General features: G+C 42.8%; 21 protein-coding genes and 1 tRNA gene. 11 read left to right on the top strand and 11 right to left on the bottom strand.

What is annotated here, in order from left to right:
- Positions 1-10: 10 nt before the first annotated feature.
- Genes WAA86_RS08035 through WAA86_RS08045 form a run of 3 tightly spaced genes read right to left on the bottom strand, consistent with a single transcriptional unit; the run spans position 11 to position 1946 of the window.
- Positions 11-496 carry a PepSY-like domain-containing protein gene (locus tag WAA86_RS08035; RefSeq protein ID WP_337300485.1) on the bottom strand — a complete coding sequence of 162 codons (486 nt, stop codon included), beginning with the start codon at positions 494-496 and terminating at the stop codon, positions 11-13.
- Positions 474-686: a hypothetical protein gene (locus WAA86_RS08040; protein WP_337300486.1), complete on the bottom strand. Its 213-nt coding sequence runs from the start codon at positions 684-686 to the stop codon at positions 474-476. Before WAA86_RS08040 ends, WAA86_RS08035 begins: the two co-directional genes overlap by 23 nt.
- A gap of 12 nt (positions 687-698) precedes the next feature.
- Positions 699-1946, bottom strand: a complete 1248-nt coding sequence (locus tag WAA86_RS08045; protein ID WP_337300487.1) for a Pycsar system effector family protein — start codon at positions 1944-1946, stop codon at positions 699-701.
- A gap of 262 nt (positions 1947-2208) precedes the next feature.
- On the opposite strand from WAA86_RS08045, the gene WAA86_RS08050 reads away from it, so the two are divergent.
- The gene (locus WAA86_RS08050) at positions 2209-2364 is read left to right on the top strand and encodes a hypothetical protein (RefSeq protein WP_337300488.1); all 156 of its coding nucleotides are present in this window, start codon (positions 2209-2211) and stop codon (positions 2362-2364) included.
- 71 nt (positions 2365-2435) lie between these two features.
- Here the strand turns inward: WAA86_RS08050 and WAA86_RS08055 are convergent, their stop codons facing one another.
- Together WAA86_RS08055 and WAA86_RS08060 are read right to left on the bottom strand one after the other, a co-directional pair.
- Positions 2436-2624 (bottom strand): hypothetical protein, encoded by a 189-nt coding sequence (locus tag WAA86_RS08055; protein ID WP_337300489.1) that lies wholly within the window; start codon positions 2622-2624, stop codon positions 2436-2438.
- 8 nt (positions 2625-2632) lie between these two features.
- Positions 2633-2704 (bottom strand) — tRNA-Gln (locus tag WAA86_RS08060).
- A gap of 166 nt (positions 2705-2870) precedes the next feature.
- Between WAA86_RS08060 and WAA86_RS08065 the strand changes: the two genes are divergently transcribed.
- Positions 2871-6206, top strand: coding sequence for a glycosyltransferase family 117 protein (locus WAA86_RS08065; RefSeq protein WP_337300490.1), 3336 nt, complete (start codon positions 2871-2873; stop codon positions 6204-6206).
- 41 nt (positions 6207-6247) lie between these two features.
- Here WAA86_RS08065 and WAA86_RS08070 read toward each other — a convergent pair whose 3' ends face one another.
- The 3 genes from WAA86_RS08070 to WAA86_RS08080 all read right to left on the bottom strand — a co-directional run bounded on the left by WAA86_RS08070 (position 6248) and on the right by WAA86_RS08080 (position 8644).
- Positions 6248-6544: a thioredoxin family protein gene (locus WAA86_RS08070; RefSeq protein ID WP_163691579.1), complete on the bottom strand. Its 297-nt coding sequence runs from the start codon at positions 6542-6544 to the stop codon at positions 6248-6250.
- A 91-nt stretch (positions 6545-6635) separates the two neighbouring features.
- Positions 6636-7865 (bottom strand): metallophosphoesterase, encoded by a 1230-nt coding sequence (locus tag WAA86_RS08075; protein WP_337300491.1) that lies wholly within the window; start codon positions 7863-7865, stop codon positions 6636-6638.
- A gap of 56 nt (positions 7866-7921) precedes the next feature.
- On the bottom strand, positions 7922-8644 hold the full coding sequence (locus WAA86_RS08080; protein WP_337300492.1) for a copper homeostasis protein CutC: 723 nt from the start codon (positions 8642-8644) through the stop codon (positions 7922-7924).
- Positions 8645-8686: 42 nt separating this feature from the next.
- On the opposite strand from WAA86_RS08080, the gene WAA86_RS08085 reads away from it, so the two are divergent.
- Positions 8687-9682 (top strand): isoaspartyl peptidase/L-asparaginase family protein, encoded by a 996-nt coding sequence (locus WAA86_RS08085; protein WP_337300493.1) that lies wholly within the window; start codon positions 8687-8689, stop codon positions 9680-9682.
- A 57-nt stretch (positions 9683-9739) separates the two neighbouring features.
- Positions 9740-12577, top strand: a complete 2838-nt coding sequence (gene polA, locus WAA86_RS08090) for a DNA polymerase I (RefSeq protein ID WP_337300494.1) — start codon at positions 9740-9742, stop codon at positions 12575-12577.
- Between the two features lie 72 nt (positions 12578-12649).
- Here the strand turns inward: polA and WAA86_RS08095 are convergent, their stop codons facing one another.
- Both WAA86_RS08095 and WAA86_RS08100 read right to left on the bottom strand, forming a co-directional pair.
- Positions 12650-13132, bottom strand: a complete 483-nt coding sequence (locus WAA86_RS08095) for a lipocalin family protein (RefSeq protein WP_337300495.1) — start codon at positions 13130-13132, stop codon at positions 12650-12652.
- A 70-nt stretch (positions 13133-13202) separates the two neighbouring features.
- On the bottom strand, positions 13203-15824 hold the full coding sequence (locus WAA86_RS08100; RefSeq protein WP_337300496.1) for a DUF5916 domain-containing protein: 2622 nt from the start codon (positions 15822-15824) through the stop codon (positions 13203-13205).
- Positions 15825-16085: 261 nt separating this feature from the next.
- Between WAA86_RS08100 and rplM the strand changes: the two genes are divergently transcribed.
- The 4 genes from rplM to tsf all read left to right on the top strand — a co-directional run bounded on the left by rplM (position 16086) and on the right by tsf (position 19116).
- Positions 16086-16541, top strand: coding sequence for a 50S ribosomal protein L13 (rplM, locus tag WAA86_RS08105; protein WP_337300497.1), 456 nt, complete (start codon positions 16086-16088; stop codon positions 16539-16541).
- On the top strand, positions 16541-16927 hold the full coding sequence (gene rpsI, locus WAA86_RS08110; protein ID WP_337300498.1) for a 30S ribosomal protein S9: 387 nt from the start codon (positions 16541-16543) through the stop codon (positions 16925-16927). The genes rplM and rpsI overlap by 1 nt, the downstream gene beginning before the upstream one ends.
- Before the next feature lie 266 nt (positions 16928-17193).
- Complete coding sequence (rpsB, locus tag WAA86_RS08115) at positions 17194-18189, top strand: 30S ribosomal protein S2 (RefSeq protein ID WP_337300499.1); 996 nt, start codon at positions 17194-17196, stop codon at positions 18187-18189.
- 102 nt (positions 18190-18291) lie between these two features.
- Entirely contained in the window at positions 18292-19116 is an 825-nt protein-coding gene (tsf, locus tag WAA86_RS08120; RefSeq protein ID WP_337300500.1) for a translation elongation factor Ts, read from the top strand.
- A gap of 269 nt (positions 19117-19385) precedes the next feature.
- Here tsf and WAA86_RS08125 read toward each other — a convergent pair whose 3' ends face one another.
- On the bottom strand, positions 19386-21248 hold the full coding sequence (locus WAA86_RS08125; protein ID WP_337300501.1) for a M61 family metallopeptidase: 1863 nt from the start codon (positions 21246-21248) through the stop codon (positions 19386-19388).
- A 186-nt stretch (positions 21249-21434) separates the two neighbouring features.
- On the opposite strand from WAA86_RS08125, the gene pyrH reads away from it, so the two are divergent.
- The 3 genes from pyrH to WAA86_RS08140 all read left to right on the top strand — a co-directional run bounded on the left by pyrH (position 21435) and on the right by WAA86_RS08140 (position 25332).
- Complete coding sequence (pyrH, locus tag WAA86_RS08130) at positions 21435-22142, top strand: UMP kinase (protein ID WP_337300502.1); 708 nt, start codon at positions 21435-21437, stop codon at positions 22140-22142.
- A 44-nt stretch (positions 22143-22186) separates the two neighbouring features.
- Positions 22187-22741 carry a ribosome recycling factor gene (frr, locus tag WAA86_RS08135; protein ID WP_337300503.1) on the top strand — a complete coding sequence of 185 codons (555 nt, stop codon included), beginning with the start codon at positions 22187-22189 and terminating at the stop codon, positions 22739-22741.
- 80 nt (positions 22742-22821) lie between these two features.
- Positions 22822-25332 carry a DUF5686 and carboxypeptidase-like regulatory domain-containing protein gene (locus WAA86_RS08140; RefSeq protein ID WP_337300504.1) on the top strand — a complete coding sequence of 837 codons (2511 nt, stop codon included), beginning with the start codon at positions 22822-22824 and terminating at the stop codon, positions 25330-25332.
- Positions 25333-25376: the final 44 nt, after the last annotated feature.

A 25376-nucleotide genomic window follows, 5' to 3' on the forward strand; every position in this document is an offset into this window, starting at 1 on the left:
AAGATATCAATTATTGTAGCACCTGACCATCGGGACTAAATTCTACGTCTTTTTTATCACCATTGTGCTTAAATTCCACATCATAAAAAAGCCCTTTGGAATGATGGTCCACCTCTTCCACTTCCACAATTTCATAGTCGTCATAAAGATCCTTTATCATATCGCGCACCTTTTCCGGCAAATCACCTTTATCCATGCTCCGTTCAGTTTCTATCCAATCCCCATTGGGCGAAAAATCGGCCCTGTAATGCTTTCCATCTTTTTTAAAGTTGGATTCATAATTCCCGTTGCTATCCTTATGCCAATCGGGATCGCCCTCACCGGGATACTTATTCTGAAATGAAGCCTTTACCTCTTTCGGAACACCATCCTGCGCTTTGGATTCACAAGAGATCAACAACATGCCGAGCAACATCAATAGCATCAATTTTTCTGCCCCCAGCATCATAGAAGACCATCTGTTCATGGTGCGCCTAGTTATCGTCTGTTTCTCCATCTACTTCTTCTTTTACATCCTTATACGCACCTTTAACCTCCTCTGCGGCTCTTTTTACACCTCTCTCAGACTCGCCCTCGACCTTTTCCATGGTCTCCTTGCCTTCAACTTCCTTTCTTTCCTCCCTGCAGCTGCCAAATACAATAACCAAGGAGCTTATCATCAAAATTTTAATTACATTCTTTCTCATTATCTTTTAATTTTAATTTAGTGTGTCATTCCGCTTTCCTTCGGGCAATTCCGTCAAAGGCTTCACTGCCTCCATGACTTTTTCGGATCCATAAAATTTCAAGGCCACTGCGAACGATATCACCGAGAGGATAATTCCGGTCATAAAAATGGTATAGGTCCATCGCAGGATTCGATACTTCCTACTGAGCACCGATCCCAAATAATACAGGTCCATGGTCAGCATTTCATATATGGCATCCTTATCCTCAACCGTTCTTTTTAGCGCCCTTATAAAATTGGAGATGGGAATCCGCTCAAAATTTCCAAAGAAGAGCAGGTTGATCTTCTCTTTCTCCAGGTTATCGACATCAAATTCGGTCTCCGTAACATTGGGCCTCGTCGCCAAAACAGACAATACCATGGAGGCAATACTGAACAGAATGAATATGGAGGTGGGAATCAATAGGTATGTATTTGACGGATCGTCCAAGATGGGCACTAGGTTGGCCAACAAAAGGGAAATGATAATAGCATTGACCGAAAGCAAAATATTGGCTTTTGTATCGGCAATATCACTGAGCTTCATATGATTCCTCAAGGTAACCCTATATAAGGTCTGCACCCCTCTTTGCGGACTCTTATCCTTCATTTTCACCTTGATCTCCGCCTTCCTATATTCCTTCTTGTCCTTCTTTTTGGCCTTGATGAGTTTCTTGAGATTGTCCTTTTTCCCCTCTTCCCAGTTGCCTTTGGCATATTCCGTGTAATATTGGTGCTTTCCGGCCAACTGCTTGATAAATTTGTTTCGCCATTTGAGCACAGGGATATCGTTTTGTTTTAAATGTGATTGCTCTTTGCGATATAATTCCAGTTTCGCATCCAGACGATCCTCACCGTAATAAGCCGTAACGGCATCATGCAAAAGCGCTGCTTCCGGGGATTGGGGCGCGCCCTTGGAATAAACGTCTGCAATCAATGCTTCTACCCGAGCGACGTTTTCTTCAGGGTACTCCTTTGATATTAAAAATTCTCTGGCAATAGCACTACTATGCCCCCCAACGCCCCCCTCGTCTACCGTATAACCCGTATTGAGAAACCAGGCCGCCAATACCAGAACCTCCTCAGTTCCATTTTTCAATTGGCCTTCCTCCAATAGTTTTTTGACGGTAGCCACAATTTCTTGGGTGCGTTGCACATTATGAAATTTATGTTCCTCGTCCAACTTGTTTTTAAGCAAATCCACTACAAAATCTTCCGTCTGTTTTATAAGATTTCCCATAGGTATCCACAATTATTTTTTCCCTTATCAAGATTCACAAAAGTCACTTGCTTTTGTCCAGGATAAAAATATTTAATGGGAACCGACCTTTAAGACCTTATTGCTAAAAATTATAACCCAATCCAACGCAAAGTGAACCACAACCACAAACACCCCGCCATCACTGACGAAAATCAATTGAGTCAATTTAAATCATAAAAGCGCACACATGTGCAGAAGTATCAGATTAATTTCGCCTATAACAACCCTAAAATCTAATACAATGAGAGACATATCTTGGAAATTAATTGGAGCATTACTTTTTACTTGGATCCTTGCTTTTTTTATGTTCCCACAGGGCGGGGAAATGATCCACATGTTGCCTTTGGTATCGGGCTATCTTATCATCAATAAGTTGATTACCGGACCCGAAGTATAAGGTCACCACACACAAACACACATCATAGTATCTATTTAAGATCCACAGCACAGGATCTTAACCCCTACCCATTATATCTTTTCCAAAACAAGATGGCCACTGCTATCCTTTCCAAGGGTATCCTTGCCTTGACCACCCCTTGTACTGCCCAATAGCATACTACCGGCTCCTTTGGAGCATACCCAGGGTTGGCCATTATCCAGAAATATAAAATTTATCGCAAAAAAAATCCCGATACTTTTCAGTATCGGGACTTCCATTTTGGATGTTGGCCTACTAGGACTCGAACCTAGAACGACTGGACCAAAACCAGCTGTGTTGCCAATTACACCATAGGCCAGCATTGCTTAAGAGCGTGCAAATTTAATACAAAGTTTAATATGCGCAAATATTTTGGGCAACAATATTAAAAAAATGAAAAAAAAGCTTGGGAAAGGTTTGCGAAAAATTTCAGTTCATATCTATTTTAATTAGTAAATTCGCCCCAACTGGTAAATTTGGCATACATGTTTTCGAAAGATTTTGAGAAATGGGATACCATCCTTGGATGGGTCGTTTTTTTTATAGCCCTTATCACCTATGGTATAACCGTTGAGCCCACGGGCAGTTATTGGGATGCAGGTGAATATATTGCTACTTCAGCAAAACTTCAGGTAGGCCACCCCCCCGGTGCTCCATTGCTACAGATGCTGGGTGCTTTTATATCCATGTTCGCCCTAGAGCCGGGACAAGTTGCAAAAATGGTCAATTATCTATCCGGTATCTCCAGTGCATTTACCATTTTGTTCCTTTTTTGGACCACCACCAATCTCGTGAGGAAATTGATTGGACAGGACAAATCCATGACCAACAGCCAGGCAATAGCCATCCTATCAAGCGGACTTATCGGGGCCTTGGCCTTTACATTTTCAGACAGCTTCTGGTTCAATGCCGTTGAAACCGAGGTATACGCCATGGCCAGTTTGATCATGTCCCTATTACTATGGCTGGGACTTAAATGGACGGACGACCTGGATGACCCTAGAGGCAATAGATGGCTTATACTCATGTCTTTTGTGGTCGGACTCACCTTTGGTATCCAATTTATGGGATTCTTGGCCATACCTTCCATTGGACTGTTGTACTATTTTAAAAAATATAAGACCACTACCGTCAAAAATTTCCTGATAGCCAATATTTTGGTTGTTGCCCTGTTGATGTTGGTCTATAAATTTTCCCTGACCTATGTCTTAAAGGTCTTTGGTTGGAGTGAGATTTTCTTTGTCAATACGATTGGTCTCCCTTTTAATTCCGGAACCATTATTATGGGCCTAATTTTTATTGGCGTCTTTGCTTACGGCCTGAACTATACTAGGAAAAATGACTATAGAAAGGCCAATACACTTGTCCTTTGCACCATGTTCCTTTTCCTGGGGTTCTCCTCTTGGTTGATGCTCCCAATAAGGGCCAATGCCAATACCATCATCAATGAAAACAACCCTTCGGATGCACGTTCTTTGCTGGCCTATTACAATAGGGAACAATATCCCGGGGTAGACAGCCCAATTTACGGTACTTATTACTCCAATTTATTTGCCACATCCGGCACCGAAAAGGATGATGAGCCAAAATATGAAAAGGATGAAAAGCTTGGCAAATATGTCATTGTTAACCATTACAAGGAGTCTATCCCCGGTCCCAACGTGGATCATGTAGGGTTACTTCCCAGGATGTGGAGCGAGCAAAATGCCGAGAATTACATGAAGTATTTCGAACCCTTGGATTTCAAGATCAAATCGGAGTACAGATCGAACGGAGAACTGCGTGATGCCGTGAACAAGTTTAGAAATGGCCTCGCCACGGGCGAAATACAAGAAGAGCAGTATATCCGATTTCTAAGGGAATTCAGTGAATATATTGAGGTAATACCGCCCACCGTTTGGCAAAACGTCAAATATATGTTCGATTTCCAGTTCGGATATATGTACTGGCGCTACTTTATGTGGAACTTCACCGGAAAACAGGATGACATACAAGGAAGGTACGATAACCATGGGAATTGGATCAGCGGCATTAATTTTGTGGACAACCTCTTTAGGGGCAGCCAAGAAAATCTTCCCAGTGACGTTCTGGAAAACAAAGGAAGGAACACTTACTTCTTCTTGCCCTTACTCTTGGGAATCATTGGCCTTATCTTCCAGTTCACAAAAAAACCAAAACAATTTTGGGTCTTGCTGGTATTTTTCCTTTTCACGGGAATTGCCATCCAATTTTATACCAACCCGGCCATTTTCCAACCTAGGGAAAGGGATTATTCCTTGGTAGGCTCCTTCTACGTATTTGCCATTTGGATAGGGATCGGGGTCTATGGACTGTTCGATGAATTCAAAAAACTGATCGCCCCTAAAATTTTGGCGCCGGCCTTGACCGTAATTTGCCTATTGGCGGTACCCGGGGTCATGGCATATCAAAACTGGGACGATCATGACAGGTCTAACAGGTTCACCGCACAATCAACGGCAAAAGCATATCTGGAATCTACCCAAGAGAATGCCGGGTCCATGTTGTTCACCATTGGGGACAACGATACCTTTCCGCTGTGGTATGTACAAGAAATTGAAGGATACAGAACGGATGTACGCGTAATCAACACCAGTCTTTTTGCGACGGATTGGTATATAGACCAAATGAAAAGACAGGCGTATGAAAGTGCTCCTATTCCTTCCCAACTGACCCACGATAAATATAAATACGGCTCTAGGGACGCTATATATTACCAAGGAGTAACAGATAGCCGTTGGGACATCAAGGACTTTATGAATTGGGTTGGAAGTGACAAACCACAGACCAAGTTCAAATATATCTTGCAGAAGCAGGGAGCCGACCTCAATGAGTATTCAGAGAGCAATCAGGATATCATTTACTATCCTACCAACAAGATCAGGATCCCGGTGAACAAGAAAAATGTTCTTGAAAGCGGTCTTGTGAAACTTAAGGATTCTGCCCTTATTGTTGATTATATTGATATTGACCTGCCAACAGGGGCCCTGCCAAAGAACAGGATCATGATGTTGGATGTAATTGCCAACAACGACTGGAAACGCCCTATCTATTTTTCGGGCGGCAGTTTTGACGATGGAGAATATATCTGGATGAAGGATTATCTGCAATTGGACGGACTTGTCTACAAGCTGGTACCCATCAAGACAGACCGGTTGAGCCCTTATGAAATGGGACGCATAGATAGCGACCTCATGTACGACATCGTAAAAAAATGGGAATGGGGCAATTCTGGCAGCCCAGATATTTACCACGACCCCCAAACGAGATCCCAAGGCCTTTCCTACAGAGGAAATTTGGCCCGCCTAACGGAAACCCTGATCAACGAAAGAAAGATCGATAAGGCCAAGGAGATCATCAATATTGCCATGAAAAATATGCCTCTGGACTATTTTGGATACTATGCCTTTGTGGAACCTTTCCTGGATGGGTATTATAAGGTTGGAGAAACCACCAAAGCCAGGGACCTGTTCCAAAGGCTGAAAAAGAAATACCAAGAGCGATTGGAATATTACGAGAATATACCTTTGAACGAGCAATATGAAAACATCAATGAGATCATTGCCGATATGGAAGGCTATAGAAGGAATATCGATATTCTAATCGCCAACAAGGACAAGGATCTTGCCGAAAAGGAAACGTTGATCTTCAATGAATACATTGACAAGTTCAGCCACTTCTATAAAGACGACATGTTGGAGGACGACCTCCCCATGGAGGAGGAGCTGGAAATTATGGACAGCATAGAAATTGAAGGTGATACCATTATGCTGGACACTGTGCCAGCTGCAATAGAAGAGTAGTGCAATAAAAAAGCGGGATGATGATCATCCCGCTTTTTTATTTAAATGTATTCGTTTAAAATACCGATCAGGGTGTTGGCATCCTGTTCGCCGCTTTGGCGCCAGACCATTTCACCTTTTTTATAGATCATTAAGGTAGGTAATCCTTTAACCCTAAGGGCCTGAGAGAGTTCTTTGTTCTTATCAACATCGATCTTAATCACCTTGCCTTTATCGCCCAAGGCTGCCGCAACATCCCTCAATACCGGATGCATAGCCGTGGATTGTTCATTCCATTCTGCATAAAAATCTAGCAGAACAGGCACGTTTAAATCAATAAGTTCACCAAACTTGGACATATAGAAACATTTCGGTTATCAATCAAAAGTAAGAAAAAATGTTAAATTACTAACGATAGCTTCGTATTTGTAGCAATTGGGTACCATAAAACTATACCGTGGTTTTCTTTTTTAGGGTAATTACGGTTATTTCTGGCCATATGCCCACCCTCCCGGGATATCCCAAAAAGCCAAAACCGCGGTTCACATTGATATACTGGCCCAATTCCTCATAGATCCCTGCCCAATACTTATACCTCCATTTTACCGGACTCCATTTTACCCATCCCGGAATTTCAATCCCAAACTGCATCCCATGGGTATGTCCGCTTAAAGTGAGGTGATAATGGTAATCATCGTGGATCACCTTGTCCTCCCAATGCGAAGGATCATGGCTCATCAATATTTTAAAGTCGTCCTTGGCAACATGCTCTTTTGTTTTATCGAGATCCCCCGCTTTCTTAAATCCGCCACGTCCCCAGTTCTCCACTCCCATCAGGGCAATTCTTGCTCCGTCCTTTTCCAAGAATCTACTTTCGTTCAGCAGCAGGTCAAAACCAATGTTCTTTTGAAGCACTTTCAAATCCTCAAGATTCTTCATCTTTTCCTCCGGTGTGTCCCAATCCACATAATCTCCATAGTCGTGGTTGCCCAAAACCGAGAATTTTCCATCTTTGGCCTCAAGTGTAGAGAACAATGTTATCCATGGGTGCATTTCCTCTGCTTTATTGTTCACCAGATCCCCCGTGAACAACAGCACATCGCTTTTTTGACTATTGATAAGGTCTATGGCATAGGCAATCTTTTTTGGGTCATCAAAACTCCCACTGTGCACATCCGAGATCTGGGTGATCTGATAATTGTGAAAGGCCTCTGGCAAATCATCAAATTCCAAATTATATTTCAATACCTTAAAGTTGTATTTGCCCCTGTACATGCCATACAATAGGGCACCAAAGGGAATGGCGGCCAGACCCATGGCCATAAGACTCAAAAAGCGCCTTCTTTCCGGAAAGGTAAATTCCTTGGCCGTACCAAATAATTTTTGGTACCCACCACTCATTATTCTAAAAATATCCTCTGAAAACAGAAAAGCAATGGTGATCAGTTTAAAGGTCAACATCGTCAACAATAAGCCAAAAGCATAACTTTTGGGCCTATTGAGAACACGTCCCGTATCATCTCCCACGGTAAATTGGTACACAAAATTTCCAAGTACCAAAAGGGACATGAGAATAAAGGCATAGTACACCCAGGGATAGCGGGAAACTGTTTTTAAGGCTTGAAGGGTATAGAGACCCAAGGCAAGGTAGATGACAATAAATATGACCCAACGAAGCATAAACTACTTTTTTAACAAAGATATTTCATAACCCAAGGAACCGCCCCATGAATAATTTATTTAACCAAATCCTTAACATTCCTGATGATTGCTTCATCCGTTATGGTCACCTCCCCTTCCTTGAGAAAGGAAATATTGTTCATGGTCATTGGTGGGGAGACATCCAATGTGCTGTAAAATTGTGTTCCCGATAAATGTACCGCTTTAAATTGTTTTTTCTTAAACTCAAGCACATTTTCAGGCCTTATCCCCCCTCCCGGCATAATCGTACAGATTGAAGCCCGCTCCATCAACCCCTCCAATAACGGCAATCCCTTTTGTGCCGTTGGCTCTTGGCCAGATGTCAATATAGTGGAAACTTCCAACCCTTCCAGCTGTGCCAGAGCCAGAAAGGGGTCCAACACCCAATCAAATGCCCTGTGAAATGTAAATTCCATCCCATGGGCAAGGTCCACCAATGCTCTGGTACGAGGAACATCTATCTTGAAATCTTTGGTCAACACCCCAGATACAATGCCTTCAAATCCCATATCCCTGCAAAATTCAATATCGTTCTTAAGCGTTTGAAATTCAGAGGAAGAATAGGTGAAATCCCCGCTCCTAGGTCGCAAGAGCACATGCACCGGAATGAAAATCTGCTCTTTTACACACTTCATCAACCCCGGGGAAGGAGTCAAACCGCCTACACCAAGTTCTACACAGAGCTCTATTCTATCGGCGCCTCCTTTTTGGGCATTTAGGGCAGATTCCAAAGAATTGGCACATACTTCTATGATCATAATCCCTATATTTAGATTCTTAAAAATAAGCAACCCGGACAGATGAAGCGTAGAAATTTCCTTAAAAATTCCACTATCGGTACGGCCGGATTGATTACCGCACCCATACTCGCTTCTTTTGATTCAACAGAATCCATTAATTCCCTGGACAATGTGGATCTGCCCATCCAATGGCCCATAGCTATCTGCACCTGGAATTTTGCCAATGCCACGGCCAAGGCCTGGGAGGTTCTTAGCGCAGGGGGCAATTCATTGGATGCCGTAGAACAAGGGGTCATGGTGGAAGAGGCAGATGTAAACAACCAGACCGTAGGCAAGGGAGGTAGACCGGACAGGGATGGCCATGTAACCTTGGATGCTTGCATCATGGACAAGGACGGCAATTGTGGTGCCGTGATCTACCTACAAAATATCACCCATGCCGTTTCCGTAGCCCGTAGGGTCATGGAGGAAACCCCACATGTAATGCTGGCCGGAAAAGGAGCTGAGCAGTTTGCCTACGAAAAAGGATTTAAAAAGGAAGACCTCCTAACGGACAAATCCAAGGCAGAATGGACAACATGGAAGAAAACCTCCCAATACAAGCCGGTTATCAATATTGAAAACCATGATACCATTGGTATGTTGGCCATTGACAAGAATGGTGAGATTTCCGGAGCATGCACCACCAGCGGCATGGCCTACAAATATGGTGGCCGTGTTGGTGACTCACCAATCATAGGGGCCGGACTTTTTGTGGACAATGAAGTGGGCGGTGCCACGGCAACAGGTGTAGGTGAGGAAGTAGTACGCACCGTTGGTAGTTTTCTGATCGTAGAACTCATGCGCCAGGGCAAAACGCCCCAAGAGGCCTGTGAGGAGGGCGTCAAGAGAATCATGGACAAAAACAAGGACAGGCGCGATTTTCAAATAGGCTTTATAGCCATCAATAAAAAAGGGGAAACGGGATCGTACTGCATACATCCCGGTTTTTCCTATAGCATGTACACCAAAGCAGGGCAGGTAAACAAGCCGTCAGAATCCTATATAAAACCATAAGTGCTTCCAAAAAGATGATAATCTTCGTAGCTTTGACAATAAATTAGACTACCCGAAATGGCAGAACAAAAAAGACTTTTTTTACTCGATGCATATGCGTTGATTTTCCGTGGATATTACGCCTTGATCAAGAATCCGAGAATCAATTCAAAGGGGATGGACACCTCGGCTGTAATGGGGTTTGTGAATTCCCTTTTTGATGTGATCAAAAGAGAAAAACCAGACCATCTGGCGGTCTGTTTTGATAAGGGGGGAAGTACCGAACGCACGGAAATGTTCGCAGACTACAAAGCCAATAGGGACGAGACCCCTGATGCCATCCGGCAGGCGGTCCCCTACATACAGGAAATCCTAAAAGCCATGCACATTCCCGTAGTGGAACTGTACGGATTGGAGGCGGATGATATTATCGGCACCCTAGCCAAACAGGCAGAAAAAGAAGACTACAAGGTGTTCATGGTGACTCCCGATAAGGATTTTGGCCAATTGGTTTCTGAAAACATATTTATGTACCGCCCTGCCAGAATGGGCAACGGGATAGAGATTTGGGGTATTCCAGAAGTAAAGGAACGTTTTGGGGTAGAACGCCCGGAACAGGTCATCGACTACTTGGGTATGATGGGGGACGCCAGTGACAATATCCCAGGCCTTCCAGGTGTGGGGGATAAAACAGCCAAAAAATTTATTGCCGAATTCGGATCCATGGAAAATCTTTTGGCCAATACGGACAAGCTGAAAGGCAAAATGAAGGAGAAGATCCAGGAGAATGCCGAATTAGGGATCCTATCCAAAAAATTGGCAACCATTTGCGTTACATGCGATGTTACTTTTGATGCGAAGGATTACGAACTTTCCATGCCCGATAGCGAGAAGGTGCAGGAACTTTTCGAGGAATTGGAATTCAGAAGATTAAAGGACCAGTTCATAAAATTATTTTCCGCCGAGGAAGAAACCACCACTGAACCGGTAACCAATACCCCTACCGCAAAAAAACAAGTGCAAGAAGCAGGGGGAGGCCAGTTTTCACTATTTGGTGGTGATGCCAACCAGCCCTCAGGAACCTTGGAGGCTATATCGAGCAGAAAATCCATCAACGAGGTTGCCCATGTCTATCAAAGTGTGGCCCCGGGAATGGGGATGAAATTATTTGTTCAAAACCTATTAAAGCAGTCCTCGGTATGTTTTGATACGGAAACAACATCTTTGAACCCACTGCAAGCACAATTGGTAGGTATCGCCTTTAGCTGGGAACCCGGCAAAGGATTTTACATTCCCTTCCCAGAAGACAAGGAGCAGGCGCAGGAAATCATAGAACAATTACGCCCCTTCTTTGAATCTGACGGCATTGAAAAGATAGGTCAGAACCTGAAATACGATATCAAGGTCCTGGACAAGTATAAGGTAAAGGTGAAGGGCAAGTGTTTCGATACCATGTTGGCGCATTACCTGATCAATCCGGATATGCGGCACAATATGGATGTGCTGGCAGAGACCTATTTGAACTACACACCCGTGTCCATTACCGAGCTTATTGGGAAGAAAGGGAAGAACCAAATGTCCATGAGGGAAGTCCCCTTGGAACAGCAGACCGAATACGCCGTGGAAGATGCCGATATTACCTTCCAATTGGCACAACATTTCAGACCGGAACTTAAAGAGGCCAAAACAGAGGATCTTTTCAACGATATAGAAATACCCCTATTACACGTGTTGGCCGATATGGAATTGGAGGGCATCAAATTGGACACCGCATTCCTACATTCCCTCTCCAAGGATTTGGACAAGGACATCAAAGACCTGGAAACAAAAATTTACGAGGCCGCAGGGGAAGAGTTCAATATTGGTTCCCCAAAGCAATTGGGGGAAATCTTATTTGACAAAATGAAATTGGTCGACAAACCCAAGAAGACCAAAACAGGACAATACTCCACCGCAGAGGACGTCCTGTCCTATTTGGCCAAGGACCACGCCATCATCCAACATGTGCTGGACTATAGGGGACTCTCCAAATTAAAAAGTACCTATATTGATGCGCTGCCAGAACAGGTAGAACCCACCACGGGAAGGGTACATACAGATTATATGCAGACCGTGGCAGCTACGGGAAGGTTGAGCAGCAACAACCCCAACCTACAGAACATTCCCATAAGAACCGAAAGGGGAAGGCAGGTGCGCAAGGCATTTGTCCCTAGAAATGAAGAGTACACCTTATTGGCTGCGGATTATTCCCAGATAGAACTTCGCATTATTGCAGCATTGAGTCAAGAGACGACCATGATAGAGGCCTTTAAAAATGGGGAAGACATCCACGCCTCAACGGCCTCAAAGGTATTTAATGTGCCCTTGGCAGAAGTAACCAGGGAGCAGCGCAGCAACGCCAAAACAGTCAATTTTGGTATTATTTATGGAGTATCGGCATTTGGACTGAGCAATCAGACAGATCTGTCAAGAGGAGAAGCCAAAGACCTTATTGACACCTATTATAAAACCTATCCCAAATTGCGAAACTACATCAGCGAACAGATAGATTTTGCCAGGGAGCATGGCTATGTTCAGACCGTTCTGGGAAGAAGAAGGTATCTAAAGGATATCAACGGTAGCAATGCGGTGGTCAGAGGTGCTGCGGAACGCAATGCTGTAAACGCCCCCATTCAGGGAAGTGCCGCGGACATCATCAAAATAGCCATGATCAATATCCATAAGAAATTGGAGGAAGGCAATTACAAGACCAAGATGCTACTGCAGGTTCATGATGAATTGGTCTTTGATGTATACAAACCAGAATTGGAAGAATTAAAGGCCATGATAAAAACTGAAATGGAAAGCGCCTACACCTTATCTGTTCCCCTGGATGTGGAATTGGGAGTAGGCAACAACTGGCTACAGGCACACTAAAGCAGCTAAAAAAAAATAAGAAAGCCCTTTTGGACATCCAAAAGGGCTTTTTTTATTCTACTTGTTTCTTGATTATCTTTTCTTGAATACTATTTCAGTACCTGTTAAGCTCTCGGCCTCAATATCCTCACCAGCTACAATCAGTGTACTATTCCTTAATTCAATGGTGGCAGTTTCCGACATCCCTGTTGCGTCGGTAATGGTCAACTGGTCCCCTTCCAAACTCCAGGTAGCTTCTTCTTCCTGAAAATTTACTGGACATGGAACGGATGTTGCACTGAAATCGATCTGAATATCATTGACCCCACTTCTGGTCACCAAGGTTCCATCGGCATTGAAGGTCAGGGCCAGCAGGTCACAATCCTGAGCAATCAATACATCAAATATTCCTTTGGCAAACAATAAATCCTGATTGTTTGAATCACTGACCTTCAATTCTGCCACATCCCAAGTACCCTCCAAGGAAGCTTCTCCCATTGCGTTATCTTTATCAGATGAACAGGAAAAACCTAGCAAAGCAATACATAGGAATCCCAATAAACTTCGTTTGATCATGTCTTTGAATTTATTTTTAGGACTTAACGAACAAATAGTGGTTTTATTTCATCAAAACAGCAGATTCTTGCTATTTGGCAAATCTGTAGGTAGCTTTTAACAAAAAGGTATTATCCAATTTTTCATTTAAAATTTGACGGTCCAGGCTCCGCCCCAATGTCTCCCTTGGATCACCCAGGCCCGTTACCCCCTGTGACCATACCAAGAATATTTCACTGCCCGGAATATATTCCCAGCGCAGGACCAGATTTGATCTGAACTGTACAAATGAAAAATCAGGATCTCCGATGTTGTAATCGATGGTTCCGTTCCTATCCTCGTCCACATTGTAAAAACCATTGTCCTTGGAAATTTGGTTATCATCATATACGGTGACCCGCTCTCCCAAGTCCTTGGCAATAGGATTGTTCACATAATTAAAATCCGTGTACCTGCCCCTTGAAATAAAAGGTTGTCCATAATACTGTATGGTCAGGTTGGGATTGATGGTATAATTGACCCTTAAGGTTGTAGCCCATGTGTCCTGTACGATGTTGGCCGTAATATACCGGGGCGTGTCATCAAATGACGTTTCCGTAACGTATTGCGTCTTGTTCGGGTTTTTTTCGAGCTCTGTTTCCAGATAAAAGCTCAGCGCATTAAAAGGCTGATAGTTTAACCTAGCCACGTAACGCTGAAAGGAAAAGTTGTCTTGTTTGGCCTGACTGTACACTTGGCCCAGGACAAAATTCAATTTTTTCCGCCTATCGGAACCAAAGAAAAAATATTCAAAATTTTCTTCGGAGAAGCGCCATCTTGGCCCGCCCCTTAAAAATGAAGTTATAAATATTCTGGGTTTATGTGCTGCGCCAAATTCTGCCCACCAGTTGTTCCTAAAAACAAACTCACTGTTGAGATCATATTGCAAACGGTTGAAATTACCTTCAAAATCATAGGTGCTCAACTGGCTTACCCCTATATATATGTTCCTGAATTTCTCCAAGGGCTTTATGGTCCTCCAGCTTACACTGGAATACTGCCTAACTTCATCGGCCTGTCGTAAGAACCCTATATCGTTGAGCTCCAATTCCGGGGATTTCCAACTAACCCCTGAATTGTACAACCAATGTCCACCCCCTGCCTTTCCACCTTCCAATCGGCCCCCGGTACCTGTTAGGGAGGTCCTGTTTGCATCTACCTCCACATGGCCGGCATCGACCCTTTGGAACAAATGGGTAATGGATTCCTGGGTTGCCCTTATCGATTCTTCACTTCCAAGTACATGACTTGCCACCATATTTCCTTCCACAAAATATTTACGATCCTTCCAGCTATGTCTAAAATCGACCCCCCCAGAATAGGCCGCCTGTCTTAAAAAATCCAAACCAGGCTCCAGATCCCGATTGGTGGCCGTAAATATCCCGCCTACATACGAATTCCTTTCATTGAAATCTTTTTGTGCCCTGGCCACCAAATAGTTGGTCAATGGCTCTACCAGTTCTTTGCGTTCCTGTCCACTATTATTGATTTCGGCAAACATCTTGCCCGTTACACTCTCCAAGACCCCAAGCGACCATCCATTCTTGGTTTTACCCGAAAATTTGGCCGCTCCCAAAATAGTGGTATTCTTGGGCTGTTGTACATATTCGCCGTTACCGACCGTTGCCCTCCCTTGAGGACTCCTGCCTATACGTCTTGAATAAAAGACATTGTCCTGGTTATTGGCGAACCTATAATCAAAAATATTTTTGTTCTCTACAAAAAAGGGGCGTTGTTCCTGGAAGAATATCTGAAAGCCATCCAAGGCTATGGCTCCGGGATCTGCCTCCACCTGTCCGAAATCTGGATTAATGGTCAGGTCCAGGGTCAGGTTGTTGGTGATGCCGATTTTGGCATCCACTCCCCCGTTCAATTGGGTATCGGAACCGTCCCGGAACGGGTTGCCGACTTCCTTGGGATAAGTATCCAGCTTGGCTACCGTAAAGGGTTGAATTTCCAATTGGCGTTGTGGTTCTATATCTATCAATCCCCTGAGTTCGCCAAATTCGCTGACCCATCCTGGGGCATCCCTTGGCACCCTCTGCCAAACCGACCGTTCTTCCTTTCGAAAAAGGATACGTTGCACTTGTAAGCCCCATACCTGCTCTTGGCTTTTTCCAAAACGAAGTTGACTGAAAGGAATCTTCAACTCTGCGGTCCAACCTTCCCCATCAATATTGGTCTTGGTATACCAAATGGGGTTCCAACTGGAATCCCAGTTGTTGCCGTTCTCAGAAATAAATTCGTCACCCTTTACACCGGCTGCGGATACGGAAAAGGAAAAGCCTGTCCTTTTGTCCAAATAACTGTCTATATTGACCTCTACGATATCCCCTTGAAATCCGTCACGTCGGGATAGGCGTTTCTCAATACTATCAGGGGCCTTATCAAAGGCCTGAATTCCGATATATAAATGTTTGGCATCATAAACGATCTTGAATCTGGTAGCAAATGTCGGTGGGGTATTCTCATCGGGCCTCCATTCTATAAAATCCCCAGCCCACTCCGATTCGTTCCATGCTGCATCATCCAAAACGCCATCTACCGTGGGTGCCTCATCCTCCCCGACCACATGGGTCGTATAGGAACGCTTGGCAATGGCAGAACTGGTCGTTTGCGCATAGACGAACGTGGTACACAATAGGGTGAAGAGAAACAGGTTTTGCTTAAGCATTTGGATTGGTTGAAAAAGGTTGTGACACTAAAGGACTCAAAAAACAATCAACTTGTTACAGTGTCGATTTCAATTTATATTTTTTTTAACACTATTTAATTATTTGATGGTCATGTTTGTAACCCAATATGGGCTGTATATAACACAACCTTAATTCTTTGAAAAAATAATCCCAAACAACCATTTGTATTTCAAGTTAATAGTTGTACATTTGCAGCCCGTTTAACGGGATTGAAGTGTTTAATAAATAAATAAATTAGTGTGGACACATTAAGCTATAAGACAATTTCAGCCAATAAAGCTACCGTTCAGAAGGAATGGTTATTGGTTGACGCTGAAGGGGAAACATTAGGAAGATTGGCTTCCAAAGTAGCAAAAATGCTACGTGGAAAGTACAAGCCTAACTTTACACCGCACGTTGATTGTGGAGATAACGTAATCGTTATCAATTCAGAAAAAATCAATCTTTCTGGAAACAAATTAGAGACTAAGACCTACATCCGCCACACAGGTTATCCTGGAGGCCAAAGGTCATTGACTGCTAGTGAGTTGATGGAAAAAAATCCTGCACAGGTTATTGAGAAAGCTGTTAAAGGGATGTTGCCTAAAAACAAATTAGGTGCTGAACTTTTCAGAAATCTTAAGGTTTACGTAGGATCTGAGCACAACCAAGAAGCGCAAAAACCAACAGCAATTAACTTAAACGAATTTAAGTAATGGAAGTAATTCACAAAATCGGTAGAAGGAAAACCGCTGTTGCTCGTGTTTATGTTTCAGAAGGAAAAGGAAACATCACAATCAACAAAAAAGACTTGAATGTATACTTTCCTACTGCAACATTGCAGTACAAAGTAAAACAGCCTTTCGCATTGACTAGCAATGACGATAACTTTGATGTGAAAATCAATGTTTACGGTGGTGGTATCACAGGACAGGCAGAAGCAATCCGTTTGGCTTTATCTAGAGCTTTATGTGAGGTTGATGCTGAGAACAGAGGTATCTTGAAGCCTGAAGGTCTTCTTACAAGAGATCCAAGAATGGTTGAACGTAAGAAATTCGGTCAGAAGAAAGCTCGTAAGAAATTCCAATTCTCGAAACGTTAATACTTTACTGTTTAAAGTATTGCGGTGGGTGGGATCGATCCCCGACATATTGATCCAAAAACGCCAAAGTCAACTTTGGCCATTTATTAAAGTTCATTGATATATCCTAACCAGTTTAGGGTAAATTTTAACCATGTTGTCGTTGTCCCAAAGGAACACATATGACACTTTGGTGCATAGTTTAGCATCTAAATGCTAAAGGCTACACTTAACAGTGTACCACTTTAGTATTGCTAATTCAACGGAACGTAAACTAGTACAAAAAAATGGCAAACAATATTGAAGTAAAAGACCTATTAGAGGCAGGTGTACATTTTGGTCACCTTACAAGAAAATGGAATCCAAACATGGCTCCTTACATTTATATGGAGCGTAACGGAATCCACGTTATCAACTTATACAAAACAGTTGCAAAATTAGAGGAAGCCAATGAGGCCCTTAAGAAAATTGCAGCTTCTGGTAGAAAAATTCTTTTCGTAGCTACCAAAAAACAAGCTAAAGACATCGTTGCTGAGAAAGCTGGAAATGCAAATATGCCGTACATCACTGAAAGATGGCCCGGTGGAATGTTGACCAACTTCGTTACTATCCGTAAGGCCGTTAAGAAAATGGCTTCTATCGACAGAATGAAAAAAGACGGTACATTCAACACTCTTTCCAAAAAAGAGCGTTTGCAGGTTGAGCGTTTGCGTGCCAAATTGGAGAAGAACTTAGGTTCTATTTCTGAAATGACCCGCCTACCAGCTGCTTTGTTTATCGTAGATACCATGCGTGAGCACATCGCCGTTAAAGAAGCATTAAAATTGAACATTCCAATTTTTGCTATGGTAGATACCAACTCAGACCCAAGACCAATCGATTATTTGATCCCATCCAATGATGATGCATCCAAATCTATCGAAGCTATCTTGACACATGTTACCAATGCCATTACCGAAGGTTTGGCAGAACGTAAGTCTGAAAAAACGGAGAACGAGCCAAAGGCTGCAGCTCCTAAAAAAGCTACAAAAGCGGATGACTTGACAAAAATTGAAGGTATCGGTCCAAAAATTGCCGAGGTATTCAACGAACAAGGCATCATGACTTTCGCTGACCTTGCTTCCAAAACTGAGGATGACCTAAAGGACATCTTGGTTGAGGCTGGTTCCACTTTTGCTTCCAACAACCCAGCATCATGGGCCAAGCAAGCGAAAATGGCTGCCGAAGGAAAATGGGCAGAGCTAAAAGAATGGCAAGAAACTGTAAAAGGTGGTGTAGAATAAACCCCTTTTTCCATACTATAAACTGAATATTAATTTAACATTGCCCTAAACCCAATTGCGTACCACGTAGTTACTTTAGGGCAATATTAAAACATACACAAAATGGTAAAGATTACCGCCGCAGAAGTAAACAAATTAAGACAGACCACAGGTGCTGGAATGATGGATTGCAAAAAAGCTTTGGTAGAAGCTGAAGGCAATTTCGAATCAGCCATCGAAATTCTACGTAAAAAAGGTCAGAAAGTAGCTGCCAACAGAGCTGATAGAGAATCTACAGAAGGAGCAGCTATCGCCAAGGTAAGTGCAGACAATACTACCGGTGTTGTTATCTCTTTGAACTGTGAGACCGATTTCGTTGCCAAAAACGATTCATTCGTTACTTTGGCCAACGAACTTGCAGACCTTGCGTTGAACTTTGACAAAAAAGAAGATTTTCTTGCTGCTGATTTCAAAGGAATCACCGTACAGGACAAACTTATAGAGCAAACAGGAGTAATCGGAGAAAAACTGGAAATCGGTGGATTCGAAAAATTGAGCGCTCCATTTGTAGGATCTTACATCCACGCTGGTAACAAAATTGCCACTTTGGTTGGACTTTCTGCTTCCGTTGATGGTGCAGATGTTGCCGCAAAAGATGTTGCCATGCAAGCCGCTGCAATGAACCCAGTTGCTTTGAATGAAGAAGGTGTTGACCAGTCTATCATAGACAAGGAGATAGAGATCGCCAAAGATCAATTGCGTCAAGAAGGTAAGCCAGAAGCAATGTTGGACAATATTGCAAAAGGTAAATTGAACCGATTCTTTAAAGACAACACCTTGGTAAACCAAGATTTCATTAAAGACAGCAAACAAAGCGTTGCACAATACGTTAAGTCTGTTGATTCTAAATTAGAGATTACAGGATTTAAAAGAGTAGCCCTTGGGTAATCTCTTGACAACAACCATAAAAAAGACCGCTTCCCAAAGAAGCGGTTTTTTTATGCCCTGGATTTATTGGCAACCATTAAGGAATGGGCCAAAATAGTCTTGCCCTACACTCTAATTACGCTATCGCAGCAATAATAAGGATTCCATTCCAGACACGCATCCCAATCAGGAGCATCATTTCCCCGTAGTATAATCTGCGCACCATCATTTTGAAATAAAAAAAGCGCTATCTGTTTGAATAGCGCCTTAGATTATGTGAAGGAACATTATTAACCCTTCATCCAAATATTTCTCAATTTCACTTGTTCCGGAGTGGCATCCTCCATGGGAACAATGGTCATTAGTTTTACCTTTGGCACACCAACCTTACCAGAAAGTTTTAGTTCCTGTCCATTGCGGACCACAACCATTTCTATTTCCTTGTCCGCGGACCAACCAAAGCTAGCCCCAATAATTGGTCTGATCGTTTCCAAAGAAATTTCAGCACCATCGATACTCTTGATCACATCTCCGCCCTTTGCTCCAAGATCATTGAAAAAGCTGTTCAGTACAATACCCTCCCTGATAAAAATAGCATCGCCATTATTTTGGTCCACATCGATATATGGAATATCACCATTTAAAAAATAACCACTTTCCTGCTCTATCTCCGTGGTGGTAAGCCCCACCTTGGACAGATAGGCACTATAGTCTATCGGGGTATCGCCTATTACATGTGTCCTAAAGAAATCCCCTATTTCCGGATAGGTCATTGCTGTTATTTCTCCAATCAGCTCCGCATCTTCAAACGGCACCTGATCCCCGTACTTTTTGGAAAGCTCTTTTAACAGCCACAACACTCCCTGCTCACCATTGCTCAAATCCCTTAAGGAAATATCAAGGGCCAAATTGATCAAGGTTCCTTTTTCATAGACATTGGCATAGTTGTCCTTATAAGGATCTTCCAAAATATTCTTGCTCATCACGGTAAAGGACATATCATCATCATATCGCTTGGAATTGTTGATCTTATCCATGATCCTTTTATAAAAATCGGCATCATCGATCAGACCCTGCTGAATCTGGAAGAGGTTCGCAAAATATTCGGTAGTTCCCTCGTACATCCATAGGTGCTCGGACATTTTAGGGTCGTTGAAATCAAAAAATTGGATTTCCTTGGAATGGACACTCAACGGGGTCACAATATGGAAAAACTCATGTGAAACAACATCCACCATGGCCTGCTCCAATCTGTCCAATGGCATTTGCTCCGGCAATACAACCACTGTTGAAGTATGGTGCTCCAAGGCCCCAAATCCTGAGGCATCGTCCTCAGCCAAAGTGGATAAATACAAAAGAATATTGTACTGTTCAGTACTGTTGATCTCCCCCAAAAAAGATTTCTGGGCTCCCATCATTTTTTGCATCCTTTCTTTTAAATCGGCAGCCCTGTAAACCTCATTAGGGGAATAGACCACCAAATTAACAGTGATACCACTTATTTCAAAAGATTCTGCAGTTGCTTTGGCATAAAGGATAGGATTGTCTATTACTTCAAAATACCTATTGGCAACAAAGACATCCACTCCATCTGCACTGCTTTTTTTGTTAAGGGAAGTTGTTGGCAACAGATCCTTGGGCGCATTTATGGCAAGCTCATAGGGCACCTCCTGCAAATCGTTAAAGTACCCCACAAATCCATGGAGATTGAGCATAAAATTCTCACCCTTCAAAATATTGGTCCCAGCAGGTGAAAATACCGCATCGGCAACCTCCCCTTCCGTATCATAGGTATCATTTACCTCATAGGTCACCCTATCCAAATTCTTTGCTCCGGCAATCCTCCAAGTATTGTCATCATCCTTGGAAAAGTTCATTTCCTTGCCTTTATAATCAAAAGCCTTGAAGTTTTCGATATACTTGCCATAGTTATCCTCACTATAGGTTCCCGGTACGGTTTTGGGTATAAAAAAAGACACCTCTTCCGTGGTAAAGGCGCCAGGGTCTACACTCACTTTTACCCTATCATTATCTACATTTACCAGATCAATAGCAGTTGCTATTGGCACATTTGAAGCTGGTACCAAATTCTTGGTAGCACCACAACTTACCAATGATAAGCCGGTCAATAAAACCAATATTATTTTTTTCATCTTATGAAATTTAGAAAATTCTTAAGGGCGGCTGAATTACACGACCGATTATCCTCCACAAGATTATAAAAATTAAAACAGAGAATCATAACTCTTGACAAATAATTAAGACTACAATACCCACTTACGACGGCTTCCATAAATTATTTTGATTATTTTTGCTTCGATTTAATCAAAACATACACCATGCAGTATAAAAGAATACTTCTAAAACTCAGCGGAGAGGCCTTGATGGGGGAAAGACAATATGGAATTGACCCCAAAAGACTTTCCGAATATGCAGAGGAAATTAAGAATATAGTTGAAAAGGGTATAGAAGTGGCCATAGTAATTGGTGGTGGAAATATTTTTAGGGGCCTATCAGGAGAGAACAATGGCATTGATAGGGTCCAAGGAGATCATATGGGTATGTTGGCGACCGTCATCAACGGCTTGGCCCTACAAAGTGCCTTAGAGGTGAAGGGCATCCCAACTCGCCTCCAATCTGCCATAAAGATCAACGAAGTTGCAGAACCTTTTATCAGAAGAAGAGCCATTCGGCATTTGGAAAAAGGCAGGGTGGTCATTTTCGGTGGTGGTACCGGAAATCCTTATTTTACCACGGATTCAGCTGCCGTTCTAAGGGCGATAGAAATTGAGGCCGATGTAATCCTCAAAGGAACAAGGGTAGATGGGATCTACAGTTCCGATCCGGAAAAGGACAAAAACGCAACCAAATTCAATACCATTTCCTTCGCGGAAGTATTGAACAAAGGATTAAAGGTTATGGATACCACAGCCTTCACCCTTAGTCAAGAAAACGAGCTCCCAATTGTGGTCTTTGACATGAACAAAAAAGGTAATCTCCTAAGAATAGTTTCAGGGGAAAATGTAGGGACCATGGTAAACATTTAATTTTTCTTACTTTTAGATAGTTTAGTTTTTAAATTTTAGCATATATGAACGAAGAAATTAGTTTTATAATTGATACGGCCAAGGAAGGGATGGATGCTGCCATAAAACATTTGGAAAAGGCATTTGTAAAAATAAGGGCAGGAAAAGCAAGTCCTATCATGCTTTCCAGTGTAATGGTAGAATATTACGGCTCCCAGACACCTTTGGGCCAAGTTGCCAATGTCAACACCCCGGATGCAAGGACCATTTCTGTTCAGCCTTGGGAAAAGAACATGCTTCATGAAATTGAGAAGGCCATCATGAACGCCAATCTAGGATTCAATCCCATGAACAATGGCGACAACATTATTATCAATGTGCCGCCCCTGACAGAAGAACGCAGAAAGGATTTGGTAAAACAGGCCAAAGCCGAGGCAGAAGATGCTAAAATTGGAATTCGCAATGCGAGACAGGAAGCGAACAAAGAAATAAGAAATGCCGATATCTCCGAAGATCTACAAAAAAATGCAGAGGCCGATATCCAAGAGCTTACCAACACTTACATCAAGAAAATTGACACCGTATTGGGCGTCAAAGAAGTAGAAATAATGAAAGTTTAATTCTATGATTATCTGAATGACAAAGAGCGCCAATTGAGTCGCTCTTTGTTTTTTGTACCCATCCTAATTACAATACACTTGTGAAAATCACCCTACTCTACTTTGTATTATTTTTCACAACACTGGGTTGGTCCCAGACAATTACAGGTATTGTGAGGGACAGCAAGACCAACAAACCCCTTCCTTTTGCCTCCATTGAGCCCAACACGGGGTCCGGGACCATTACAGACTATAACGGCCATTTTGAACTGGAGGGTCAAAACACCACCACCAATATCCGGGTTAGCTATATTGGCTACGCCCCTATGGAAGTACAGATCACGTCAGACAAAACCTTCTATCCCATTTCATTGGAACAAGCGACGGTAGAATTGGATGAAGTGATCCTGAATTCTTATGTCAGATCTGCTGAGGACATCATCAGAAACGCTATCGCCTACAAAAGGAATAACAATCCCGAGAAAATCTTGGACAGTTATTCCTTTAAGACCTACCATAAACTTTTGGTCACCGCCCCAATAGATTCCATTAATCCGGCCATAGACTCCATTTTTGTCCGGGACAATGGCAAATTGAACTTTAAAGAATTGGATTCCACCAATTTTAACCTCCAAAAACAATTGCTAAGGTCCCATCTTTACATCAGCGAAAAGGCCTCGTCCTTTAAATATACCAAGAACAAAGGGAGACAGGAGACCGTGAATGCCATCCGTATGGCAGGTTTTAAGGAGCCAATTTATGAGGTACTGGGACTTCAGTTCCAATCGTTTTCCTTTTATGACCCGGATTATATCCTTTTGGAGAACGAATATATAAATCCGTTGTCCTCGGCAGGGCTTAAGCATTACAAGTATAAGATCCTCGATGTAACCAAAAAGGGCTCTTCCTCTGCCTTTATGGTTTACTATTCCCCAAAAGAACACCATCCAACCCAAAATCTGGAAGGGGTCCTCTATATCAATACGACCACCTTTGCCCTGCAAAAAGCAATCGCCCAGACTACTGGTGTCTTTGAGGTAAAAGCCACACAGACCTTTAGTTATTATCCCAATGAAAATATTTGGTTCCCCCATGGCAAAGAAATAAAGATCAAAAAGGGTGACACCCCCGAAAGCCTATCCTTTTTGGGAAATAGGTTTGAATTGCGCAAGGGACAAAAAGACTCCACCCTCGTACATTCCAATCCACAGAACGCCGAAGACTTGGTGTACCTGATCTCCAAGGAGCACAATTTTGAAATTGCCCTGAACGAGCCCATAAAAATAAAAAGAAGGGGGCTTGCCGTCACCATTGAAGAAGATGCCTACGAAAAAAAAGAAGCCTTTTGGAAATCTTTTAGGACAGACACCATTTCACCCTTGGGCCAGGAGACCTATGTGTATATGGACAGCTTGGTGGATCAAAAAAAGATAGAGCCCAGACTGAACCGCACAAGAAAATTATTACAGGGCTACTATCCTACCAAGTATTTTGATTTTGACTTGAGGTACCTCCTCAAATACAACAACTACGAAGCCTTTAGACTTGGTCTTGGCGCCATCACAAATACCAATTTCTCCAATACTATTTTCCTTAACGGTTATGCCGTTTATGGTACTCTGGACAAAAAATTCAAGTACAGCTTTGGGGCCACTACCCGCCTGAACAAAGAGTACAATACCTGGTTGGGCGTAAACTACACGGACGATCTGGTGGAATCCGGCAGTTCCAAATATATCACGGACAAAAGAACTTTCTACTTGTTTGAACCTCGATTGTTCAACATCTCATCCTTCTATGCCACCAAAAGCACGGCAGTGTTTTTGGAGCACGACTTCACTTCCAAATTCAACAGTAGAATACAATTCTCAAAAAGTTTTATTGACCCAACCTACAACTATGCGTACCTCTTGGATGGCGAAAGCTACGACACCTACGACCTGACCGAAGCCACATGGAGTTTCCAATGGAACCCATTTTCAAAATATATGCAGGCCCCGGAGGAAAAGCGGACCCTGAAAGATGGGTTCCCGCAGTTCACCTTGCAGCTTTCCCAAAGCATTCCCAATGTGATGGACGGGGATTTCAATTTTACAAAAATAAATTTCAAAGCGTTCTACGTCAAGAGGTTCTTGAACAAGACCAGAACCGAAATATTGTTCAATAGCGGACTTGCCTTTGGCGATATCCCGCTTACCCATTTGTACCACGCTTCGCCGAACCAACCGGACGGGAGTGTCATCATGGACCGGTTTTCGGTAACCGGAAGGGAGAGTTTTGAAACCATGTTCTTCGATGAGTTCTTCTCGGACCGCTTTATTATGGGCCAGATCAGGCACACTTTAAGGCCTTTCAAGATCAATAACCGTATTAAACCACAATTGGCCCTTATCACCAGAAGTGTTATTGGTGATGTTTCCAATATTGAAAATCACCAAGGGCTGAACTTTGGGTCCCTGAACAAAGGTTATTTTGAGAGCGGAGTGGAACTGAACAGAATCTTGGCCGGTTTTGGACTCAGCTTCTTCTACCGACATGGAGCCTATCACCTCCCAACATTTGACGATAATATCTCATTTAAATTCACGTATTATTTCGGTTCTGGTTTTTAGGTACGTTAGCAATGATTTTCTACCTTTGGCACCTATAAAAATTA

It is taken from the genome of Sediminicola sp. 1XM1-17 (assembly GCF_037203765.1).
Taxonomy (GTDB): domain Bacteria; phylum Bacteroidota; class Bacteroidia; order Flavobacteriales; family Flavobacteriaceae; genus Sediminicola.